At 62.0% G+C, this 18,767-nt stretch carries 18 protein-coding genes and 1 pseudogene; 4 read left to right on the forward strand and 15 right to left on the reverse strand.

Annotation, left to right across the window (positions count from 1 at the left end):
• Positions 1-2 precede the first annotated feature (2 nt).
• The 8 genes and pseudogenes from I6E81_RS10820 to I6E81_RS10850 all read right to left on the reverse strand — a co-directional run bounded on the left by I6E81_RS10820 (position 3) and on the right by I6E81_RS10850 (position 6,307).
• A complete protein-coding gene (locus tag I6E81_RS10820; protein ID WP_231604137.1) occupies positions 3-575 on the reverse strand; it encodes a DUF501 domain-containing protein in 573 nt (190 codons plus the stop codon).
• Complete coding sequence (locus I6E81_RS10825; RefSeq protein ID WP_231600028.1) at positions 572-1,078, reverse strand: septum formation initiator family protein; 507 nt, start codon at positions 1,076-1,078, stop codon at positions 572-574. Before I6E81_RS10825 ends, I6E81_RS10820 begins: the two co-directional genes overlap by 4 nt.
• 30 nt (positions 1,079-1,108) lie before the next feature.
• Positions 1,109-2,389 carry a phosphopyruvate hydratase gene (gene eno / locus I6E81_RS10830; RefSeq protein WP_197107496.1) on the reverse strand — a complete coding sequence of 427 codons (1,281 nt, stop codon included), beginning with the start codon at positions 2,387-2,389 and terminating at the stop codon, positions 1,109-1,111.
• 60 nt (positions 2,390-2,449) lie between these two features.
• The gene (locus tag I6E81_RS10835; RefSeq protein ID WP_307783920.1) at positions 2,450-3,406 is read right to left on the reverse strand and encodes a CPBP family intramembrane glutamic endopeptidase; all 957 of its coding nucleotides are present in this window, start codon (positions 3,404-3,406) and stop codon (positions 2,450-2,452) included.
• Between the two features lie 27 nt (positions 3,407-3,433).
• Entirely contained in the window at positions 3,434-4,723 is a 1,290-nt protein-coding gene (gene hisS, locus I6E81_RS10840; protein WP_197107498.1) for a histidine--tRNA ligase, read from the reverse strand.
• Between the two features lie 36 nt (positions 4,724-4,759).
• Positions 4,760-5,176 carry a hypothetical protein gene (locus I6E81_RS10845; RefSeq protein WP_231600161.1) on the reverse strand — a complete coding sequence of 139 codons (417 nt, stop codon included), beginning with the start codon at positions 5,174-5,176 and terminating at the stop codon, positions 4,760-4,762.
• Between the two features lie 18 nt (positions 5,177-5,194).
• A pseudogene (locus I6E81_RS14395) lies at positions 5,195-5,359 on the reverse strand (TetR family transcriptional regulator); the annotation flags it as partial.
• Positions 5,360-5,629: 270 nt separating this feature from the next.
• Complete coding sequence (locus I6E81_RS10850; RefSeq protein WP_197107502.1) at positions 5,630-6,307, reverse strand: YabN family protein; 678 nt, start codon at positions 6,305-6,307, stop codon at positions 5,630-5,632.
• 190 nt (positions 6,308-6,497) lie between these two features.
• Here I6E81_RS10850 and I6E81_RS10855 point away from each other — a divergent pair, with 190 nt between their 5' ends.
• From I6E81_RS10855 to I6E81_RS10865, 3 genes are all read left to right on the forward strand, one after another.
• Positions 6,498-7,223, forward strand: coding sequence for a GDSL-type esterase/lipase family protein (locus I6E81_RS10855; RefSeq protein WP_231604139.1), 726 nt, complete (start codon positions 6,498-6,500; stop codon positions 7,221-7,223).
• Positions 7,224-7,289: 66 nt separating this feature from the next.
• A complete protein-coding gene (locus I6E81_RS14645; protein ID WP_197107503.1) occupies positions 7,290-7,940 on the forward strand; it encodes a thermonuclease family protein in 651 nt (216 codons plus the stop codon).
• Between the two features lie 57 nt (positions 7,941-7,997).
• Positions 7,998-8,912 carry a CPBP family intramembrane glutamic endopeptidase gene (locus I6E81_RS10865; protein WP_197107504.1) on the forward strand — a complete coding sequence of 305 codons (915 nt, stop codon included), beginning with the start codon at positions 7,998-8,000 and terminating at the stop codon, positions 8,910-8,912.
• 3 nt (positions 8,913-8,915) lie between these two features.
• Here the strand turns inward: I6E81_RS10865 and mfd are convergent, their stop codons facing one another.
• The 3 genes from mfd to I6E81_RS10880 all read right to left on the reverse strand — a co-directional run bounded on the left by mfd (position 8,916) and on the right by I6E81_RS10880 (position 13,971).
• Positions 8,916-12,617, reverse strand: coding sequence for a transcription-repair coupling factor (gene mfd / locus I6E81_RS10870; protein WP_197107505.1), 3,702 nt, complete (start codon positions 12,615-12,617; stop codon positions 8,916-8,918).
• A gap of 122 nt (positions 12,618-12,739) precedes the next feature.
• Complete coding sequence (gene pth / locus I6E81_RS10875) at positions 12,740-13,321, reverse strand: aminoacyl-tRNA hydrolase (protein WP_197107506.1); 582 nt, start codon at positions 13,319-13,321, stop codon at positions 12,740-12,742.
• Between the two features lie 26 nt (positions 13,322-13,347).
• Positions 13,348-13,971, reverse strand: coding sequence for a 50S ribosomal protein L25/general stress protein Ctc (locus tag I6E81_RS10880; RefSeq protein ID WP_197107507.1), 624 nt, complete (start codon positions 13,969-13,971; stop codon positions 13,348-13,350).
• A 301-nt stretch (positions 13,972-14,272) separates the two neighbouring features.
• Between I6E81_RS10880 and I6E81_RS10885 the strand changes: the two genes are divergently transcribed.
• Positions 14,273-14,989, forward strand: coding sequence for a FadR/GntR family transcriptional regulator (locus I6E81_RS10885; RefSeq protein ID WP_197107508.1), 717 nt, complete (start codon positions 14,273-14,275; stop codon positions 14,987-14,989).
• A 61-nt stretch (positions 14,990-15,050) separates the two neighbouring features.
• Here I6E81_RS10885 and I6E81_RS10890 read toward each other — a convergent pair whose 3' ends face one another.
• Genes I6E81_RS10890 through I6E81_RS10905 form a run of 4 tightly spaced genes read right to left on the reverse strand, consistent with a single transcriptional unit; the run spans position 15,051 to position 18,757 of the window.
• Complete coding sequence (locus tag I6E81_RS10890; RefSeq protein ID WP_197107509.1) at positions 15,051-15,452, reverse strand: NUDIX domain-containing protein; 402 nt, start codon at positions 15,450-15,452, stop codon at positions 15,051-15,053.
• Positions 15,453-15,461: 9 nt separating this feature from the next.
• On the reverse strand, positions 15,462-16,508 hold the full coding sequence (locus I6E81_RS10895; protein ID WP_197107510.1) for an L-idonate 5-dehydrogenase: 1,047 nt from the start codon (positions 16,506-16,508) through the stop codon (positions 15,462-15,464).
• A 56-nt stretch (positions 16,509-16,564) separates the two neighbouring features.
• Positions 16,565-17,338 carry an SDR family oxidoreductase gene (locus I6E81_RS10900; RefSeq protein ID WP_197107512.1) on the reverse strand — a complete coding sequence of 258 codons (774 nt, stop codon included), beginning with the start codon at positions 17,336-17,338 and terminating at the stop codon, positions 16,565-16,567.
• 9 nt (positions 17,339-17,347) lie between these two features.
• Complete coding sequence (locus I6E81_RS10905; protein WP_197107514.1) at positions 17,348-18,757, reverse strand: GntP family permease; 1,410 nt, start codon at positions 18,755-18,757, stop codon at positions 17,348-17,350.
• Positions 18,758-18,767: the final 10 nt, after the last annotated feature.

The following is an 18,767-nucleotide window of genomic DNA, read 5'->3' on the forward strand; positions in this document are numbered from 1 at the left end:
CTTCACGGTTGTGTCTCCCCCGCCGCCTTCGCTGAGGCGTTTGTCGTCGCGGAGGTGCCAGCGCTGGCCACCCCTGAATAGTCGGGGCACTGGCACACGGTCGGGCTCCACGAGGCGCGCTCAAGAGCAATGTCGCCAATCGGGTTGACGCCAGGGCCTGCTGCCAGTGAATGCCCGACGAGAGCGTGCAAGCACTTCACTCGCGTGGGCATGCCGCCAGCAGAAACGCCGGCCAGCTCGGGAACGACCTCGATGCCATCCCGGTCGGCAATGTAGGCCTTGTGGGCAGCCTGATACTGCGCAGCAATCTCACCCTCAAGCATTGCCGCAAGTTCAGGCATCTGGCCCTCAGCTTCAAGCGTCGACACGGATGCCGTAGCCGCCGGGTGGCACAGGTAATAGATCGTGGGGAACGGTGTTCCATCGCTCAGGCGCGGTTTCGTCGACACGACAGTGGGAGCTCCGCACACGCAGCGCGCGGCAATGCCGATCACATCGCGAGCGGGGCGGCCGAGTTGAAGCGACACAATGCGCACATCTTCATCGCTGACGGCGTCAAACGGTGGGGTGGTCATTGCTTGGGTCCTTCAATCACGGGGGCGGTCAGCTTGTCGGGCGCGTCTTCAGTGAGACCAGCAGTGTAAATGGACGATACGAGAGTCTGCACCCAATCAATTTGGGTGGTTTGGATGGTCGCGCTCACCGGAACACCATCATTGGTGGTGACATCGGCCGCTTCACCGGTCACTAGGTAGCTCACTTCGCCCGGGTACACGTAGTACAGCCGGTCGCGGGCTTGGGACTCGATGTAGGCGCGATCATCCCAGCGGGCAACGTTTTCGGTAAGGCTGTCGACAGACTCTTGAGCCTCTTCTACTTCAGACTGCAGTTGCGCAATTGTCTGCTGTTGCTCGATCAGAATGCGCAGGTTGGGCGCTAGAACGATGACGGCGAGTATGAGCAAACCAAGCATGAGCACGGTGAAGCCCGAGAAGCGGATCGTGCGCAACCAGTGTTCGGGCGCGCTCTCCTCGGGCAGCGACACCGCTACCTTTTTTGCTCGTACTCGCCTAGCCATGCGTTCGATGCTAGACGACGCTGATGGGCGCTAGCCGTTGAACCGCGGGAAGGCGGTGCGACCAGCGTAAACAGCGGCATCGCCAAGCTCTTCTTCGATGCGCAGCAGCTGGTTGTACTTAGCTACGCGCTCGGAGCGAGCCGGTGCACCAGTCTTGATCTGGCCCGTGTTGAGCGCGACCGCGAGGTCAGCGATCGTGGTGTCTTCGGTCTCACCGGAACGGTGCGAGATGACGGCCGTGTAACCAGCGCGCTGGGCCATAGCCACAGCGTCGAGGGTCTCGGTGAGCGAACCAATCTGGTTCACCTTGACGAGGATCGAGTTTGCCGTTGCCAGCTCGATTCCCTTGGCGAGACGCTTCGGGTTGGTGACGAACAGGTCGTCTCCGACGATTTGCGTCTTCGAACCGATCTCGGCGGTGAGCTGAGCCCAGCCCTCCCAGTCGTCTTCGTCGAGCGGGTCTTCGATCGATACGAGGGGGTACGCGGCAACGAGCTCGGCGTAGTACGCGCTCATCTCGCCAGCCGACTTCGAGGTGCCCTCGAACGTGTAGGAACCATCCTTGTAGAACTCGGTCGCAGCAACGTCGAGGCCAACAGCGATGTCCTTGCCCGGCGTGAAGCCAGCCTTCTCGATTGCTTCCATGAGCAGGTCGAGTGCAGCGCGGTTGCTGGAGAGGTCGGGGGCAAAGCCACCCTCGTCGCCGAGGCCGGTGCTGAGGCCCTTGCTCTTAAGCAGTCCCTTGAGCACGTGGTACGTCTCAACGCCCCAGCGAAGGCCTTCACTGAAGGTGTCTGCACCGTGCGGGAGGATCATGAACTCTTGGATGTCGACATTGCTGTCGGCGTGCGAGCCACCGTTGATGACGTTCATCATCGGCACGGGAAGCACGTGAGCGTTGGGGCCACCGAGGTAGCGGAAGAGGGGCAGGTCTGCCGAGTCAGCAGCAGCCTTCGCCACGGCGAGCGACACACCGAGGATCGAGTTGGCGCCGAGGTTCTTCTTGTTCTCGGAACCGTCGACGGCGATGAGCTCAGCGTCAATGAGGCGCTGGTCGGAGGCGTCGAGGCCTTCGATTGCGGGGCCGAGGTCGTCGATAACCGCGTCAACGGCCTTCTGAACGCCCTTGCCGAGGTAACGGTCCTTGTCGCCATCGCGAAGCTCGTAAGCCTCGAATGCGCCAGTGGATGCTCCCGAAGGAACTGCGGCGCGGGAAACTACGCCGTCGTCGAGCAAAACCTCAACCTCGACCGTGGGGTTACCACGGGAATCAAGAATTTCGCGGGCGCCAACTGCTTCGATCAAAGCCACAGGGGGTCTCCTTAAAGAAAGTTTGTTTGGACTGGAAGTGGTGGATGTCCGTGTGAAAGCCTACTCCGCGCCAGCGACGGGCGCTGACTCGTTACGGCTAACAGTCGGTGACGGGGCTGGCGAGCGAAACTGCCCGGTGACCAACAGGACGATCACGAGAACGATCGGGACGAGCCATCCGGTCCAGCCCAAAATGCTGGCCTGAAGGGGGTCGAAAGACTCGCCAACCATGATGAAAATGATTGAAAAACCAGCTGCTGCGTTGAAGGCACCGTGAGCCAAGGCGGCAGGCCACACCGATGCCGAACGGATGCGCAGCCACGCGAACACGCCGCCAACGACGATCGTCATGCCGACCATGGCGGTGAGGGCGAGCCAGCCGGGAGCACCAGGGTAGTTGTAGCCGAGCAGGATGAGCGGGGCATGCCACAGACCCCAGATCACTCCCGAGATAAGGATGGCCGGAACGATGCCGAGGGGCAGCAGCTTGGGCAACAGCCAGCCGCGCCAGCCGAGCTCTTCACCGAACGCGGGAATCGTATTGATGACCGCACCGATCAACACGTTCACGAACTGCAGCGCGACCAACAGGCCAATCGGGACCGGCAGCGGCTCTTCGCCAATCGCTGCGAGCTGGCTATCGACCATCGCTTGGAAGCCGGAGAAGTTCACAAAGTCGGCGGGGTAGACCCCCACGATCGCACCGACGACGAGCGCCGCCAGGATCAAGGCGGGTGGAACGACGAGCGCCAACGCCAAGTAGCGCAGGAACCGGCCGACGGGGCGCACCGAACCCAGCCCCAGCGCCGCGCGTCGTGCGCGAGCATCCGGATGCTTCTCGACAAAGAAGACGACCACGAGCGCCGCGATCGCCGGCGTAAACATTATCGCTAGTGCAAACACGGTGAAGAACGGATTCTCGAGACCGCCCGTGAACCAGAGAGGAAGGGCGAAGAGCCACGCGAGCCCGAAACTGACGCCCACAAAAACAAGAATGGGTGTTGCTTTGACGTTCACGGCGTCTCCCTCGAAGGCTGTGTTCCGCTAGCCACCCAGCGGCTTGAACTCAAGGCTATCAAAACTCACGTTTTCGGCACGGACCGTTGCGAAACTGGTGAAACCGGCAGCCTTCAACTGGTCGAGAAGCTGCGGCAACTTCTTCGGTCGAGCTTCGAGTCGCACGCGTTTGCCATCCCGAATCAACGCCGCTTGTAAGCGCACGAGGGTCGCAGCATCGACATCGGCGTCATAGATCAGGGCGAGCTGATCGTCATTGGCGGCATCGCCGAGCTCGACCAGATCAACAAGACGTTCGAAGCCGAGCGAGAATCCCACAGCGGGCACATCGCTGCCCAAGAAACGGCCAATCATTCCGTCGTAGCGGCCACCGCCACCGAGCGAATACCCGAGCGACGGATGCGCGACCTCAAAGATTGCGCCCGTGTAGTAACCCATCCCCCGCACCAACCACGGGTCAAACTCAATGAGAGAGCCGGAGTCGTCGCGGCCCGATTCAACCGCCTGGCCGATCGCCGCGAGTTCGAGAATGACCTCCTCGGTGACGCCTGCAGGCAGAGCGGCACGGATGGCATCCGCGCTGAACTCAGGAGTAGTTTCGGGGGCCGGACGCGTCAGGAATTCGGCGAGCGCCGCCACCGGTCCATCGGGGAAGGCACGTTCGCGCAGCTCAGCGACCACGCCGTCGGCACCGAGTTTGTCGAGCTTGTCGACCGTGATGAGCACCGCTTCGTGTTCCTTCGCGGGGAAGCCGAGGATGCTGAGCGAGCTCGTGAGCAGTCGACGATCGTTCACGCGAATGGTGCACCCGTCAATGCCGAGAGCATCGAGTGTGGCAGCCGTGGCGGTGATCAGTTCAATCTCGGCGCTGGGCCCGGCCTCGCCCATGATGTCAATGTCGCACTGCACGAACTGGCGGTAACGCCCCTTCTGCGGGCGCTCGGCACGCCAGACGGGCGCCATCTGGATCGCCCGGAAGACCTTCGGCAGCTCAGCACGGTGGGTGGCATAAAAGCGAGCGAGCGGCACCGTGAGGTCAAACCGCATTCCGAGGTCAGCGAGTTCAAGTGCATCGGATGCCGCCTGCAGCTTCTCACTCGTGAGCCCTCGCTTCATGACAGCGAATGCGAGCTTCTCGTTGTCGCCGCCCAAGCCGGCGTGCAAGCGTGAGCTGTCTTCCATCACGGGGGTTTCGATCTCGTCGAAACCGTGAGCGCGATAGCTCCCCCGGATCACACCGAGCACACGTTCGCGCTGAGCTTTTTCTGCGGGGAGGAAATCCCGCATGCCGCGGGGAGGATTAACAGTGGACGCCATGATTCCTATTCTCTCGCACCGACGAGGCGCGTGCGGCTACCGAGCTACTTCGGCAATGAGTTGTTCGACCCGAGAGCGGTGGTGCGCGATCGCCGTCTCAAAGACGGCGTTAGAGGCATCGATATTCTGGTTGAGCACGAGGTCGAACTGCACTCCGTGGAACGTGTTGACGAGCAAGCGAGCCTCCACCTCGGCCGCGCCGCGTTCTACCCCTAGGGCCACTAGCGCCGCTGTGCCCATCGCGATCCATCGCCCAAAGTAGTCGCGCGTGATCGAAAGCTCGTCGCGTTCAACCGCTTCAAGCAGCCCTGCTTCGAGCTCAAGGCGTTGACGGTGCAGGTTCTCGGGCAGCTGCGTCCATCGCCACGACTGCGAGAGGCTCGCAAAGTAGTCGTCAAGGGTGCCGGCCGGAAGCATCGCGGCTTCGTGGGGGCTCACTCCACGCGCATTCATACGTACGATTTCTCGAACCAGCTCTGCACGCGTTCCAAAATGGTAAACAAGCGTGAATGTGCTGACGTCGAGTGCTCGTGCGAGCGAACGAAAAGTGAGACTAGACAGCGGTTTATCAGCAAGATAGGCAATAGTTTGCTGAAGAAGAGCTGGCTTGCGCGTCGGGTCGGGTCTACGGGCCATAAAATAAACATAACGGTTGTTTGCTAATGAGATCGGCAGTGGTTATGATTTCTCCTTGTGCCGGAAACCTGTTAACGGCGCCACATCTACTTGAATCCCCCTCACCAGGGGCTTCTCCAACGCTGGATCGGTAGGCCGGGTAATCCCACCGATCCTTCAGCGCGCGATGCCATTCAGTAGACGATCGACGTGCGATCACATGTCTCGTTTGCCGGCGTTGCGCCGGTGCCCTCCTTATTCGGGTTAAGGGGGGCACCACCCTTCGGGGTGTTAGCTCGCTGAATCAGCCTGAGCGGTCGACACTTCGTAATCCTTGATCTCTTCGGTGAGCTGGCGCAGCGCCGTGCGCAGTGCCCGCTCCGAATCCAAACCGTTTGCCTTCGCGGATGCCACAATCGCGAGCAGTAGCGGGCCGAGTTCGTCTTCTTCAGTGACGTTGATCGCCCCCGGTGTAGTGGCATCCAAGAGTCCCACCTTGTGGGCTCTACCGAGCAGCTTGTCGGCGAGCGCCAACGCCGGCATCTTTTGCGGGATGCCGTCGGTGACGCTGGTGCGTTCAGGTTTCTCTGTCTTCTTGAGTTCGTCCCACGCTGCCACGACGTCATCAGCAGTCTCTGCGGTGGCGTCGGCAAACACGTGAGGGTGACGGCTCACCATTTTGGTGTTCATGTGAGCGGCGACATCTTCGAGAGTGAAGCGCCCCGCCTCGGTCGCAATGTCGGCATGAAAAAGCACTTGGTAGAGCACATCGCCGAGCTCTTCGACCATGTCGGCGGTATCGCCACCTTCGATCGCATCCACCAGCTCGTAGGTCTCCTCCACGAGGTGCTTCACGAGCGACTCATGCGTCTGATCGCGATCCCACGCGCACCCTCCCGGCGCACGCAACCGTTCGAGAGTTGCAATAAGGGTGTCGAGTTCAGGATGAGGCGCAGCAGGCTCGGTCATGCCCACCATTCTCCCACTTCTCAAATTAAGCTAAAATCACGTTCCTTATTTGGGTATGTCCTCCGACGCGACCGTCGAACTCTCCCCCACTATGTGTCGTGTGGACCCGAAGAACACGTCTCCTGAGCGTGCCACCGGTGTGCCTACAGGAGGCCGACTCGCAGAGCGTGCGAGAGGCCGACTGATCCAATTGTTTCGCCCGCTTCTCAAGGTGAGCTGGATCGCCTACCGGGTCGAGGTAGCGGGCTCACTTTTTCCTAGCGATCCGCCAGAGGGAACAGTAGACGGCCGCAACGCCTACCGCATGCTGTTTATCGGCGATACTGCGGCATCCGGATTGGGTGTGCTCAATCACGGGCTCGCCGTCGTCTCACAGACTGCACGCTTCGTCGCGCGCGAGCACAGCGTCGGATGCTCCTGGACGACAATGACCGACACGGAACTCACCATGGCTCGTGCCGCGCGACAGCTTGCCGAGACACCAGTCGAGGTGGATGCAGTAGTCGTCGTTCTGGGCGTACCCGACGTGCTCCAAGGGACATCCGCCACCACCTGGCGCAACGAACTCGTTGCCCTCACGACGGCTGCACGCCGAAACACCCGCCCCGACTGCCTCATCGTGGTAGCCGCCGTTCCACCGATGCACCACTTTCGTCCACTGCCCCGGATGGTAAAGCGCATACTCTCCCTGCAGATTTCTCGACTGAACGACGCATCATTGAGCGTCGCCGAGTCGATTCCTGGCGTGACCTATTCACCTTTTCCGAGCGTGGACCCCGGTTCACCTTTCATCCGCGAAAGTCGGAACTGGAAAAGCGCCCATTCACTCTGGGGAAAGACGCTCGGCGCAAGCACTGCTCTCGCGCTCAGTGCGCAACGACGCCCCGAGAGCCCTGGACCGAGCGACCACAACTAGGTAACGTTCGCGAGCAGGAGCCGCTCGATTCGTTGAGTGCGCGCCACAACATGCAAGAATCTTCCCGTGGCAGCCTCCCCTCACCGTCCCCGCACTCTTGGCACTCTTGTCGTTGTCGTGCTCGTCGCGGTTATCGCGATTGCCACCTACTTCGGCAACGGAACACCAGGCTTCACTCCCAACGATTCTGAGATCGCTGGCACCCCGAACAGCTCGAATTCCGCTCCCGAAAGCGCGCCCGAGACCGCAGACGCTGACGCCGAAAACACCGACGCAGCGAGCGCCACCATCGGCATCCCGACTGACGCTTTCGCGGCGACCGTCAATTATGTGCACGACGGCGACACCCTTTATCTCCAGAACGGCAGCGCCGAATTGAAGGTGCGCCTGATCGGCCTTGACACCCCCGAACTTTCCAGCCAACAAAATCCGGATGCCGAAGAATGCTACGGAATCGAAGCGCGCGAGCTGCTGCGCGACTTTCTGCCCGAAGGCACCACGGTGTGGGCCGCTGAGGATCGCGAACCCGAGGATCGCTACGGCCGCTCGCTGCTCTACGTCTACCTGCAAGATGGCACGTTCGTGAACTTAGCCATGGTCGAGCTCGGCGCCGCTGAAGCCCTCAAGGTCGGACTCAACGATCACTACTGGCCCGAGCTGCGCGACGCTGAAGATGACGCCTACGCGGCGAAACTCGGCATGTGGGGTTCCTGCTAGGTCGCCTCCCCCGCGTCCGGCGTCGGTCACTCAGCCGCCCCATGGCACGATTGGAGCATGCTCGACCCCGCTAACCCCCTCATGCTCGCGCTGCTCTGGCTTACGCTCGGTGGGGTTCTGACGGTTCTCGCTGTGCGCACCTTCCGCCGGGATCAGCGAGAGTACCGCCGCTTCAAGCGTTTTCGCACCACCAAGCGTCGCCAAAAGATGTTGCGACGCTGGTTACTGATCTCCTTCACACTGTTTGGCGGCCTCGCGCTCCTTACTCTGCTCGCGAGCGGAGCCTTCGCCGCTCCCCTCCTCGCCGATGTTCAATCGTGGCCGTGGGTGTCCTGGTTGCTTGGCGTGCTCGCCGCCCGTCCCTCCCTCACCGCCGGAGTGCTCGTGGGCCTCGCGATCGGCGTAATCGCTGTCACAGTCATTGCGATCATCTCGGTACGTAACGAGGGCGACGAAGTCGTGAGCCTCGGTGATGTTCAAGCGATACTCCCCCGCAATCGCCAAGAGCTCGTACTGGGCGGATTGCTCTCCATCAATGCCGGGATCGTTGAAGAGTTGCTTTTCCGCCTCGCTCTGCCGGCGCTGCTTTTTGCCACCACCGGCAATGCGATCGTCGCGGTGGTGCTGAGCCTTCTCCTATTCGGACTCATGCACTCCTACCAGGGACTCACAGGCATCATCGTCACGACGGTGCTCGGCGCAGTCTTCATGGCCATCTACGTGCTCACCGGAAGCATCCTCATCACGATCATCGCTCACGCGCTTCTCGACCTGCGCTCGCTCGTGTTGATCCCGATGGCGATCGGGGGCGTGCACCGAATCGACGGTCGACGAAACCCATTTGCGTTCAAACCGACGGCGAAGCCTGCGACGCTTACTGAGGCCGAGCCCGAGGTTGAGCGTGCTTCGAGCGACACAGCAGCCGAGGCCGAGGCACCCACGCCGGAACCAGCGCCGGAGACGGCGCCCTAGTTCTTAGCTCGCGCTAGACGTACCAGACGTGCCGGACGCAGCGGCAGCATCCTTCGTCTCTTTTGCGTCTTTCGCTTTGGCTGCGGCCTTGTCGGCCGCAAGCTTCTCGGCCGCTTCGGTCGCAAGCGCTACCTCAGCGAGTTCAGCTGCAGTGTCTTGAGCGCCGAAGACGGACACGAGCAGCTCCTTGGCCCAGTCGATGAGGTCGCCATCGCTTGCGCCTGTTGGCAGCGGAATGATCGCCGTGGAGGCGGCCGAGTGATACTTCGATCCTGGATACATCCGCTGCAGACGGATCTGCTTCGAGTCGAGCAGATCGGCGGGCGCGATGCGGAGCTTGTCGCCCATGACGACAACCTCGCTGAGCCCGAGTCGCTGCGACATCCGCCGCAAGCGAGACACCGCAATCAGGTGCTTCACTTCCTCGGGTGGTTCGCCATAGCGGTCAGTGAGTTCTTCGAGCACACGGTCAATGCTGTCGGCGGATGCCGATGGCGCGCTTGCCGTGGAGAGCTTTTGGTAGGCCTCAAGGCGCAGGCGCTCGCTCTCGACGTAGTCCTCGGGGATGCTGGCATCCACGGGCAACTCAAGCCGCAGCTCGGTCTGACCCTCGGCAACATCACCACGGAATGTGGAGACGGCTTCGCCGATCATCCGCAAATAAAGGTCGAAGCCGACACCAGCAATGTGGCCAGATTGTTCACCACCGAGCAGGTTTCCGGCACCACGAATTTCGAGGTCCTTCATCGCGATCTGCATACCGGCACCCAGCTCATTGTTGGCCGCGATGGTGTCGAGACGTTCGTGCGCGGTTTCGCTCAGCGGCTTCTCTTCGTCGTACAGGAAGTAGGCGTAGGCCCGCTCACGGCCACGACCCACTCGGCCGCGCAACTGATGCAGCTGGCTGAGGCCATATTTGTCGGCCCGGTCGATGATGAGCGTGTTGGCATTGGGGATGTCGAGCCCGGTTTCCACAATCGTGGTGGAGACGAGCACATCAAACTTTCGATCCCAGAAGTCGACCATCACTTGCTCGAGAGCCGCCTCGGGCATCTGGCCGTGAGCAATCGCGATGCGAGCATCCGGCACCAGTTCGGCAATCTTGGCCGCTACCCGGTTGATGGAGCTTACGCGGTTGTGCACGTAGAACACTTGGCCCTCGCGCAGCAATTCGCGCCGAATCGCAGCGCCAACCTGACGCTCTGAATACGGGCCAACGAAGCTGAGGATCGGATGCCGGTCTTCTGGTGGAGTCGCGAGCGTCGACATTTCGCGGATGCCCGTGACCGCCATCTCGAGCGTGCGCGGAATCGGCGTCGCTGTCATCGCCAGGATGTCGACGTTGGTTTTGAGCTTCTTGAGGGCATCTTTGTGTTCAACACCGAAGCGCTGCTCTTCATCGATGATGACGAGGCCGAGGTCTTTGAAGGCGATGCTTTTCGAGAGTAGGCGGTGGGTTCCGATGACGACATCCACAGTGCCGTCGGCGAGGCCGGCGATCGTTTCGCGCGACTCTTTCTCGGTCTGGAAACGGCTGAGAGCCCGCAAGTGCACGGGGAAGCCCGCAAAACGATCGGCAAACGTCTCGACGTGCTGGCGTACGAGCAGCGTCGTCGGCACGATCATCGCGACCTGTTTGCCGTCTTGCACAGCCTTGAACGCGGCGCGCACCGCAACTTCCGTCTTGCCGTAGCCGACGTCACCGCTCAGCAGGCGGTCCATCGGCACTGGGCTCTGCATGTCGGCCTTCACCTCATCGATTGTGGTGAGCTGGTCAGGAGTTTCCGCAAAGGCAAAAGCCTCCTCGAGCTCACGCTGCCACGGGGTATCGGGCCCAAAGGCGTACCCCTTGCTGGCCATGCGGGCGCTGTAGAGCTTGACCAGCTCGACAGCGATATCGCGAACGGCACGACGTGCTTTGGTCTTAGCGGCCGACCAGTCGCTGCCGCCCATCTTGTTGAGGGCTGGCGATTCGCCGCCGACATAGCGCGAGAGCAGGTCGAGCTGATCGGTGGGCACATACAGTTTGTCGCCAGGGTAGCCACGCTTATTCGGCGCGTACTCGAGCACCAAAAACTCGCGCTGAGTCTTGACCGCATTGCGGCCGCCCGTGCTGACCTCGCGCGACACCAACTCGATGAACTTGCCGATGCCGTGCGTCTGGTGAACAACGTGGTCGCCGCTCGAGAGTTGCAGCGGGTCGACAACGTTCTTGCGTCTGGCCGCGAGCTTGCGCGCCGGGCGCGAAGCGTAGCCGACCGACCGACCGAAGAACTCGCCCTCGCTCAGCACCGCAAGCTTCGCCTCGGGCATCGCAAAACCATGATCGACGGATGCCCGCAGCAGATACGCCACTCCCGGCTCGGTCTCGGCGGGGAAGGCCTCAACGGCACGCCCCGCCAATTCGCGTTCGGCCAGAAGGCCCGCCGTGCGCTCCACGAGCCCGGCTCCCTCGGCAACGATCGCTACCGTCCAACCGTCGGCGAGCAAGTGACCAACGTGGTCGAGGGCGCCATCGAGAGTTCCCGCAAACGAGGGGGTTGCCGTGGCAGCGATTCGAACATATTCGGATGCCTCTTCCGCACCATCCAGCAGGTCGACGGCATCCGCTGCCCCCGAGTCGAAGGTGCTGAGGGTCCACCAAGGGCGATCCCCCGCGGAGGCACGGAGTGCGTTGAGCGTGACAAAGTCACCGGCATCCAAGTCAATGGGCGCTTCGGCGCCGGCCGTTGCCGCGTTCCACGCCGCACTCAAAAACTCTTGGTTCGTCTCAGCGAGGCTGATCGCGCGCGACGACACTTTCTCGGGCGAGAGCACCGCTATGGCAGCATCCGCCGGAAGGTAGTGAGTGATCGGCACCAACTTGTCGACCAACGCGGGCGCTAGCGATTCCATGCCATCAACCGGGATGCCCTCGGCGATCTTCGCGAGCATCGTAGAGAGACTCGGAAACTCGTGCTGCATTTCGCGGGCACGCTGACGCACCGCATCGTTCAACAACAGTTCACGACTCGGCACCAACTCGACAGACTCAACATCACCCTCGATGGAGCGCTGGTCGGCAACCGAGAACTCGCGCAACTGCTCAAGTTCATCGCCAAAGAATTCGAGGCGAAGCGGATGCTCGTGGTTGGGCGCAAACACGTCGAGGATGCCACCGCGCACCGCAAACTCTCCGCGCCGCGTCACCATGTCGACGCGGGAATATGCCAGAGCTACGAGTCGTTCCGACAGCGCCGAAAGATCGTAGTTGCGGCCGCCCTTGGTGAGCTCGACCGGTTCGATCGTCGTGAGGTTATCGGCGATGGGCTGCAGCGCTGCCCGAACGGATGCCACCAGCACAAACTGGCCGACCGGGTTCGCTTGCCACTTGGCCAAGTCGCGCAGGGCCTGCATCCGCTTGCCGACCGTTTCGGCACTCGGGCTCAGCCGTTCGTGCGGGAGCGTCTCCCACGCCGGAAATTCGACAATCTGGGCATCGGGCAGATAGCTCGTGAGAGCGCGGCGCAGCGATTCGGACTCACGACCGGTCGCCGTGACCGCCAACAGAGACCGCGGTGCATTCGACTTCGTGAGCAACCCGCCGAGCAGGGGCGCACGCATGCCATCAACGAGCGAGAAGTCTGCGCTTCGTTCAGAGAAACGAAGGGCGCTCTCTACGGTTTGGGCGCGCGAAAGTGCTGAGATAATTCCGTCGAGAGTCACCGGATTACTCTACTCGCGGCCACTGACGCTCCGGTGCGAGTTCACCCACAGCGCAGCAACGCTAAGGCAGGCAACGCTGCGTGGGCTCCACGGCGTCAGCGCGACTGCCGCACTCGCAGGAACTAGCGCGGGCTATGGAACCGCTGCTGCGCAGCTTCGAGGCCTTCGCGCGCCACCATCGTGACGGCATCCGCGGCATCGCTCAAGAGATTCGGCAACGCTTTGCGTTCTTCGCCCGAGAAGTCGCGCAAGACGAAATCTGCCGCGGGCTGGCGACCAGGAGGACGCCCGATGCCCACGCGCACCCGCGTGAAGTCGGGAGAGCCGACAGCGGCAGCAATATCGCGGATGCCGTTGTGGCCTCCGTGACCGCCACCGGTCTTGAGCTTCACCGTGTCGAAGTCGATGTCGAGTTCATCGTGCACGACGATGAGACGCTCGACAGGGATCTTGTAAAACCGCAGCAGCGCCGCGGTGGGGCCGCCCGAAAGATTCATAAAAGAATTGGGCTTCGCCAGAATCAGCTTGGGCCCGTCGCCAAAACTGCGGCCTTCAGCGACCGCAGCGTTAGCTTTGTGGTTCTTGAATGTGGCAGACAATTCGTCTGCCAGATGGGCCAACACCATGTGGCCCACGTTGTGGCGATTACCGGCGTAGCCGGGCCCGGGGTTACCGAGCCCGACTACTAACCATTGGTCATCCACGATTTCTCGCTTACGAAAGAATCTGATTATTCAGCAGCCGCGGTGCTAGCAGCCTCGGCAGCAACTGCTGCGGCTTCTTCTTCAGCAGCTTCAGCTTCGACCGACGAACGCGGGGTGCTGACACCAATAACGAGAAGCTCGGGGTCGGAAAGCAGGTCCGAACCTTCGCTGAGCGTGATGTCCTTGGCGTAGATGTGAGCGCCGTCTTCGCGGCCCTCGATGTCGATGGTGAAGAACTCAGGAATGTGAGTTGCTTCAGCCTCAACCGAGATGGTCGGTGCGTCGAGGTTGGCGATGGTGCCAGGAGCCGACTCGCCGGTGACGTGGATCGGCACGTCAACGATGACCTTTTCACCCTTGCGGATGACAACGAGGTCGATGTGCTCGATGATCTGGCGAACGGGGTCCTTCTGCACGTCCTTCACGAGGGCGAGCTGGCTCTTGCCGTTGATGTCGAGGTCCAAGATCTGGTTCGACTTGCGGAGGATGAGCCCGATCTCGTGACCCGGGAGGGCAACGTGGATGGGGTCGGTGCCGTGACCGTAGATGACGGCGGGGATCTTGCCTGCAGCGCGGAGCTTGCGAGCAGCACCCTTGCCGAAGGATTCACGGGCATCCGTGACTACGTGGTTAACGCCTGGCTTAGCCATTGTTATCTCCTAGTAAGACCGAAGTCTGTTGTGGGCCCGGTGCCTGCAACGAGCGGAGTGCTCGTGGCGGGCGCAGCGCCCAGATCATTGTCTGTAGTTCAACTCGAACGCCGGCAGACCAAAGATCTGCCGCGTGAGGAAAAGCCCTGTGACTTGCCCGCCGCGTCGATAACGGAACCAAATGGTTCCCTCGCCGAAGTTCAACTGCCGAGTTTACACGGTTAATGAGCGACTGCACTCCGTATTTCTGCGGGCCTGAGCGCCGCCCTTCGCGGGAGCCCTCACCCGCTACTGTAGGAGCATGTCCGGAGGTCTTCACGCACGCGTGCTTAACGATCTCGGGCTCAGCATCGTCTCGGGCGAGATCTCCCCCGATTCTACGATCCTCGCCGAACAGCTCGAAGAGCGGTACAGCGTCTCCCGTTCGGTCGTTCGCGAAGCGGTTCGCGTGCTCCAGTCCCTCGGCATGGTCGCCTCAGTGAAGCGGGTCGGGATGCGCGTGCTGCCGATGTCAGAGTGGAGTCTCTACGACCCCCTCGTAATCCGGTGGCGCCTCGAGCAGGCCGAAAATGGACGCCAACTGCGCTCCCTCACCGAGCTGCGCAGCGCCATCGAACCGCAGGCCGCGAAACTCGCAGCCCTGCACGCCTCCAACGAGGCAGCCGGCGAGCTACTGGCGCTGGCCGCGCGAATGCGGGCCGTGGGGCGCTCAGGCGACCTCGAATTGTTTCTTGAGCTCGACATCCGCTTTCATTCGCTGGTTCTTGCCGCGAGCGGCAACGAGATGTTTGCACGCCTCGACCGCGTGATCGCCGAAGTGCTGACGGGCCGCACCCACCGTGGTCTCATGCCATCGACTCCGCACGAAGAAGCACTACAGCTACACGTGGATGTTGCGGATGCCATCCAGGGCAAGCGTCCGGCCGACGCGTTCGCCTCGATGGAGCGCATCATGAGCCGCACGATCGAAGAAGTCGAGCCCATCTGGGCTGGCGAACCGCGCATCTTCCTCGACTAGACGCGCGGCATTCCGATAGCGGAGCATCCGGCTTCAGCTTCTGCGGCGCCGCCGGGCACTCTCACGACAACGCGCGGTAGATGAGTGCTGGATATGCGGAGTCGGCTAGCGCGAGAGAACGTGCTTCTTGCGGCGAGAACCATCCGAAAGCGTCGTGCTCTTCAGGGGCGGCGTTATGGACTACGCCCGCCCAGTCAATAACTTTCCAGATTTCAATGCTGGCATTGCGCGTCTGGAGAGTGAGCAGAGGCGTTCCCTCTGGTGGAGCGATCTCAATGCCCAGTTCTTCCCGCAGCTCCCGCACTAGTGCTGCGCTGCTGGTCTCCCCTAGCTCGAGGTGTCCTCCCGGAAAGTCCCACACGTTGGGAAACCACCGCTTGTCTGGCGATCGGTGAACCAGAAGAACTTGGCCGTGTCTCGCCAGTAATCCGCACGCAACTTGGTGTCTGAGCGGATCGTCCATGGCCTTAGCTTATGAGAAGCGCAGCAGCACCTTGCCGCTGTTCTCCGAGTCCTTGGCAACGGCAAAGGCCTCGTGAGCATCGGATGCCGCAAACTCGTGTGTCACGATCGGCGCGACAACGAGGCTTCCGTCGGCGAGCGCCGCGATGACTTCGTCGATCTCGTCGTTGAAGCGGAATGACCCGACGAGTTCGAGCTCGCGCGTGATGGCGAGAGAGATGAGTGCGGGCTGCTGGCCGGAGGGCAAGAGCCCCACCATGACAACGCGACCGCCACGAGTGGCTCCGCGCACGGCAGACTCGAGACCGCGGTAGCTGCCCGATGATTCAAAGACGATGTCGGCGTCTACGGCGGCAATGGCATCCACGTCGGTGGCGTGAAGAGTGTCGGTTGCGCCGACTTGGCGGGCGATCGCGAGGGGGCCGGCGAACATATCGACGGCCACAATCTCGCTGGCACCGGCGCGCTTGAGCACAGCGACGATGAGGGCGCCGATGGGGCCAGCGCCAATCACAAGAGCACGTTTTCCGCGAACGTCACCGGCACGCGAGACGGCATGCCAAGCCACGCTGGCGGGTTCGACGAGAGCGGCATCGCGCAGGGTCAACGAGGTGGGGAGTGCTCGCAGCATCCGGCTCGGCAAAGTAACGAACTCGGCGAAGGCACCTTCGGTGTGCGGAAAGCGTGCCGCGCTGCCAAGGTAGGTGCAGCCGGGAGAAAGGTTGGGGCGGTCTTCGGGCCAGCGAGGCTCGGTGCCGCCGGGGGTTGCAGGATGCACGGCCACGGCCGTTCCCGCGACAGGGCCGGTGCCATCAGCAGCTTGCTGAACGACGGTGCCGACAACCTCATGGCCGAGGATCATCGGCGCCTTGAGAATCGACTCGCCCGCCGCACCGTGCGACCAGTAGTGCAGGTCAGACCCGCAGACCCCGCCGAACGCAATCTGAATCACGGCTTCGTCGGCGGCCGGAGCGGCCAACGGAATGCTCTCCACGCGCAAGTCATCTTGAGCGTGAATCGTGACCGCGAGAGTTTCGGCGGGGGCTGCACTTGTCATGACAATCTTTTCTGTAGAACGGTGCCGGCAGCGACGCTCGGCGATAAAGCAGGAGGTTAGACGACGACCGTCATGCCGCCATCGATGAAGATGACTTGGCCGTTGACGTAATCGGAACCACTCGAGGCGAGCCAGACGGCAGGGCCGCCCAGGTCGGCGGGAGTTCCCCAGCGACCGGCAGGCGTGCGCCCGAGAATCCAGTTGTTGAAGGTGTCGTCGTCGACGAGCGCCTGCGTCATCTCGGTGTGGATGTACCCGGGCGCGATCGCGTTGATCTGCAGCCCGCCGTTGGCCCACTCCGCCGTCATGGCACGAGTGAGATTGCGGATGCCGCCCTTCGAGACCGTGTACGGCCCGATGGTCGGTCGTGCAAGATCGGTCTGCACCGAAGCGATGTTGATGATCTTGCCCGCGCCGCGCTGCAGCATGTGGCGCGCAACTTCGCGACCGACGAGGAACGCGCTGGTGAGGTTGGTGGAGATGACTCGGTTCCAGTCCTCCACGTCGAGGTCGAGCATCGGTTCGCGATGCTGAATACCCGCGTTGTTCACGAGCACCCCGATCGCACCGATGGACGCCTCGATCTCGGCGATCGCGGTGGCGACAGCCGTGGCATCCGCGACGTCAAACGCACGAGCGTAGACGCGTTCGGCCCCAAATTCGGAACTGAAGTCGGCGTGAGTCGCGGCAAGGCGCTCTTCATCGCGACCGTTCAGCACGATCGTTGCACCGGCTTCGGCGAGGGCTTGCGCAATTACGCGCCCGATTCCTCGGCTCGATCCGGTGATGAGGGCAATGCGCCCAGTGAGGTCAAACAGAGTGGATGCCACGGCTATCTCCTAGAACAATCCGGCGATGATGAAAATGACGAACGCAATCGCGAAGCCCATGACACCGATGAGTGCCTGGCCGACGGTCCACGTGCGCAGGGTGGTCTGGGTGTCCATGCCGAAGAAGCGGCTGACCAACCAGAAGCCTGAGTCGTTGACGTGACCAGCAAACACTGAACCGGCGGCGAGCGCGAGCACGATGGCGGCGAGTTCGACGGGGTTGAGGCTTGCGTCAGCGAGTACGACAGGCTGAATGAGCGCGGCCGAAGTGGTGAGCGCGACTGTTGCGGAACCTTGGGCGACGCGGATGATCGCGGCGATCACGAAGCCGGCAACGATCAGCGGCATACCGATCGACTCGAGCGAGGTTGCGATGCTGGCGCCGATTCCGCTGGCGCGCAGTACGCCACCGAACATTCCACCGGCACCGGTGATGAGGATGATCGAGCTAACCGGGCCGAGGGCGCTGTCAACGATGGTCTCGATGAGGGTGCGCTTCTTGTTGCGCTTCCAGCCGAGCAGCCACATGGCGAACACGACAGTGATGAGCAGAGCGATGGGAGTTTCGCCGAGGAGACGAAGCGCCTGAACGAGCGGGCTCTCAAGGTCAACGACGCCAGCGGTTGCGAGGGCGTTGAGGCCGGTGTTCATGAAGATGAGCACGAGAGGAAGGAGGAGGAGGAAGAGGATGGTACCGAGCTTGGGGTTCGACTTGAACTCTGCAGCCTTCTCGTCGTCGTGAACACCGAAGAGGATGTCGGGAATCGCAATATCAAAGCGCTTACCGGTCCAGGTGCCGAACTTGTAACCGACGACGTACCAAGTGGGGATCGCGACGATGAGACCAAAGATCAGAACGAGTCCGACGTCAGCGCCAAGAAGACCGGTTGCTGCAACGGGGCCGGGGTGCGGCGGCACGAAGATGTGCATGACCGAGAACGCCACTGCGGCGGGGAAGGCGTAGAGCAGGAGCGATCCGCCGAGGCGACGAGCAACCGTGAAGATGATCGGCAGCATGACGACAAGACCGGCGTCAAAGAAGATGGGGAACCCCATCATGAGCGACGCTACAGCGAGAGCCAGCGGCGCACGCTTTTCACCGAAGCGGTTGATGAGTGAATCGGCGAGCACTTGCGCTCCGCCACTCATCTCGAGCATCCGACCGAGCATCGCTCCTAGACCGACCAGTAGCGCAACGCTGGCGAGAGTGCCACCGAAGCCCGACGTGAGCGTCGGAATTATCTGGTTCGTGGGGATACCTGCGGCAAGCGCAGTCACGAGGCTGACGATGATCAGCGAAAGGAACGCGTGAACGCGCCCCACAATGATCAATACAAGCAGGAGCGCAATGGCGCCTGCAGCGAGCAGCAGCAGGCCCCACGTGGGCAACTCCCACAGCAGTTGGAGATCGGTCATCATTGTCCTTTTT

It is taken from the genome of Salinibacterium sp. NG22 (assembly GCF_015864925.1).
GTDB lineage: Bacteria > Actinomycetota > Actinomycetes > Actinomycetales > Microbacteriaceae > Rhodoglobus.

What these genes read in the sequence shown, in the direction of transcription:
- I6E81_RS10820 (WP_231604137.1), bottom strand. Translation starts at nt 575, where the DNA reads ATGACCACCCCACCGTTTGACGCCGTCAGCGATGAAGATGTGCGCATT.
- I6E81_RS10825 (WP_231600028.1), bottom strand. Translation starts at nt 1,078, where the DNA reads ATGGCTAGGCGAGTACGAGCAAAAAAGGTAGCGGTGTCGCTGCCCGAG.
- hisS (WP_197107498.1), bottom strand. Translation starts at nt 4,723, where the DNA reads ATGGCGTCCACTGTTAATCCTCCCCGCGGCATGCGGGATTTCCTCCCC.
- I6E81_RS10845 (WP_231600161.1), bottom strand. Translation starts at nt 5,176, where the DNA reads ATGAATGCGCGTGGAGTGAGCCCCCACGAAGCCGCGATGCTTCCGGCC.
- I6E81_RS10850 (WP_197107502.1), bottom strand. Translation starts at nt 6,307, where the DNA reads ATGACCGAGCCTGCTGCGCCTCATCCTGAACTCGACACCCTTATTGCA.
- I6E81_RS10865 (WP_197107504.1), top strand. Translation starts at nt 7,998, where the DNA reads ATGCTCGACCCCGCTAACCCCCTCATGCTCGCGCTGCTCTGGCTTACG.
- I6E81_RS10880 (WP_197107507.1), bottom strand. Translation starts at nt 13,971, where the DNA reads ATGGCTAAGCCAGGCGTTAACCACGTAGTCACGGATGCCCGTGAATCC.
- I6E81_RS10885 (WP_197107508.1), top strand. Translation starts at nt 14,273, where the DNA reads ATGTCCGGAGGTCTTCACGCACGCGTGCTTAACGATCTCGGGCTCAGC.
- I6E81_RS10890 (WP_197107509.1), bottom strand. Translation starts at nt 15,452, where the DNA reads ATGGACGATCCGCTCAGACACCAAGTTGCGTGCGGATTACTGGCGAGA.
- I6E81_RS10895 (WP_197107510.1), bottom strand. Translation starts at nt 16,508, where the DNA reads ATGACAAGTGCAGCCCCCGCCGAAACTCTCGCGGTCACGATTCACGCT.
- I6E81_RS10905 (WP_197107514.1), bottom strand. Translation starts at nt 18,757, where the DNA reads ATGATGACCGATCTCCAACTGCTGTGGGAGTTGCCCACGTGGGGCCTG.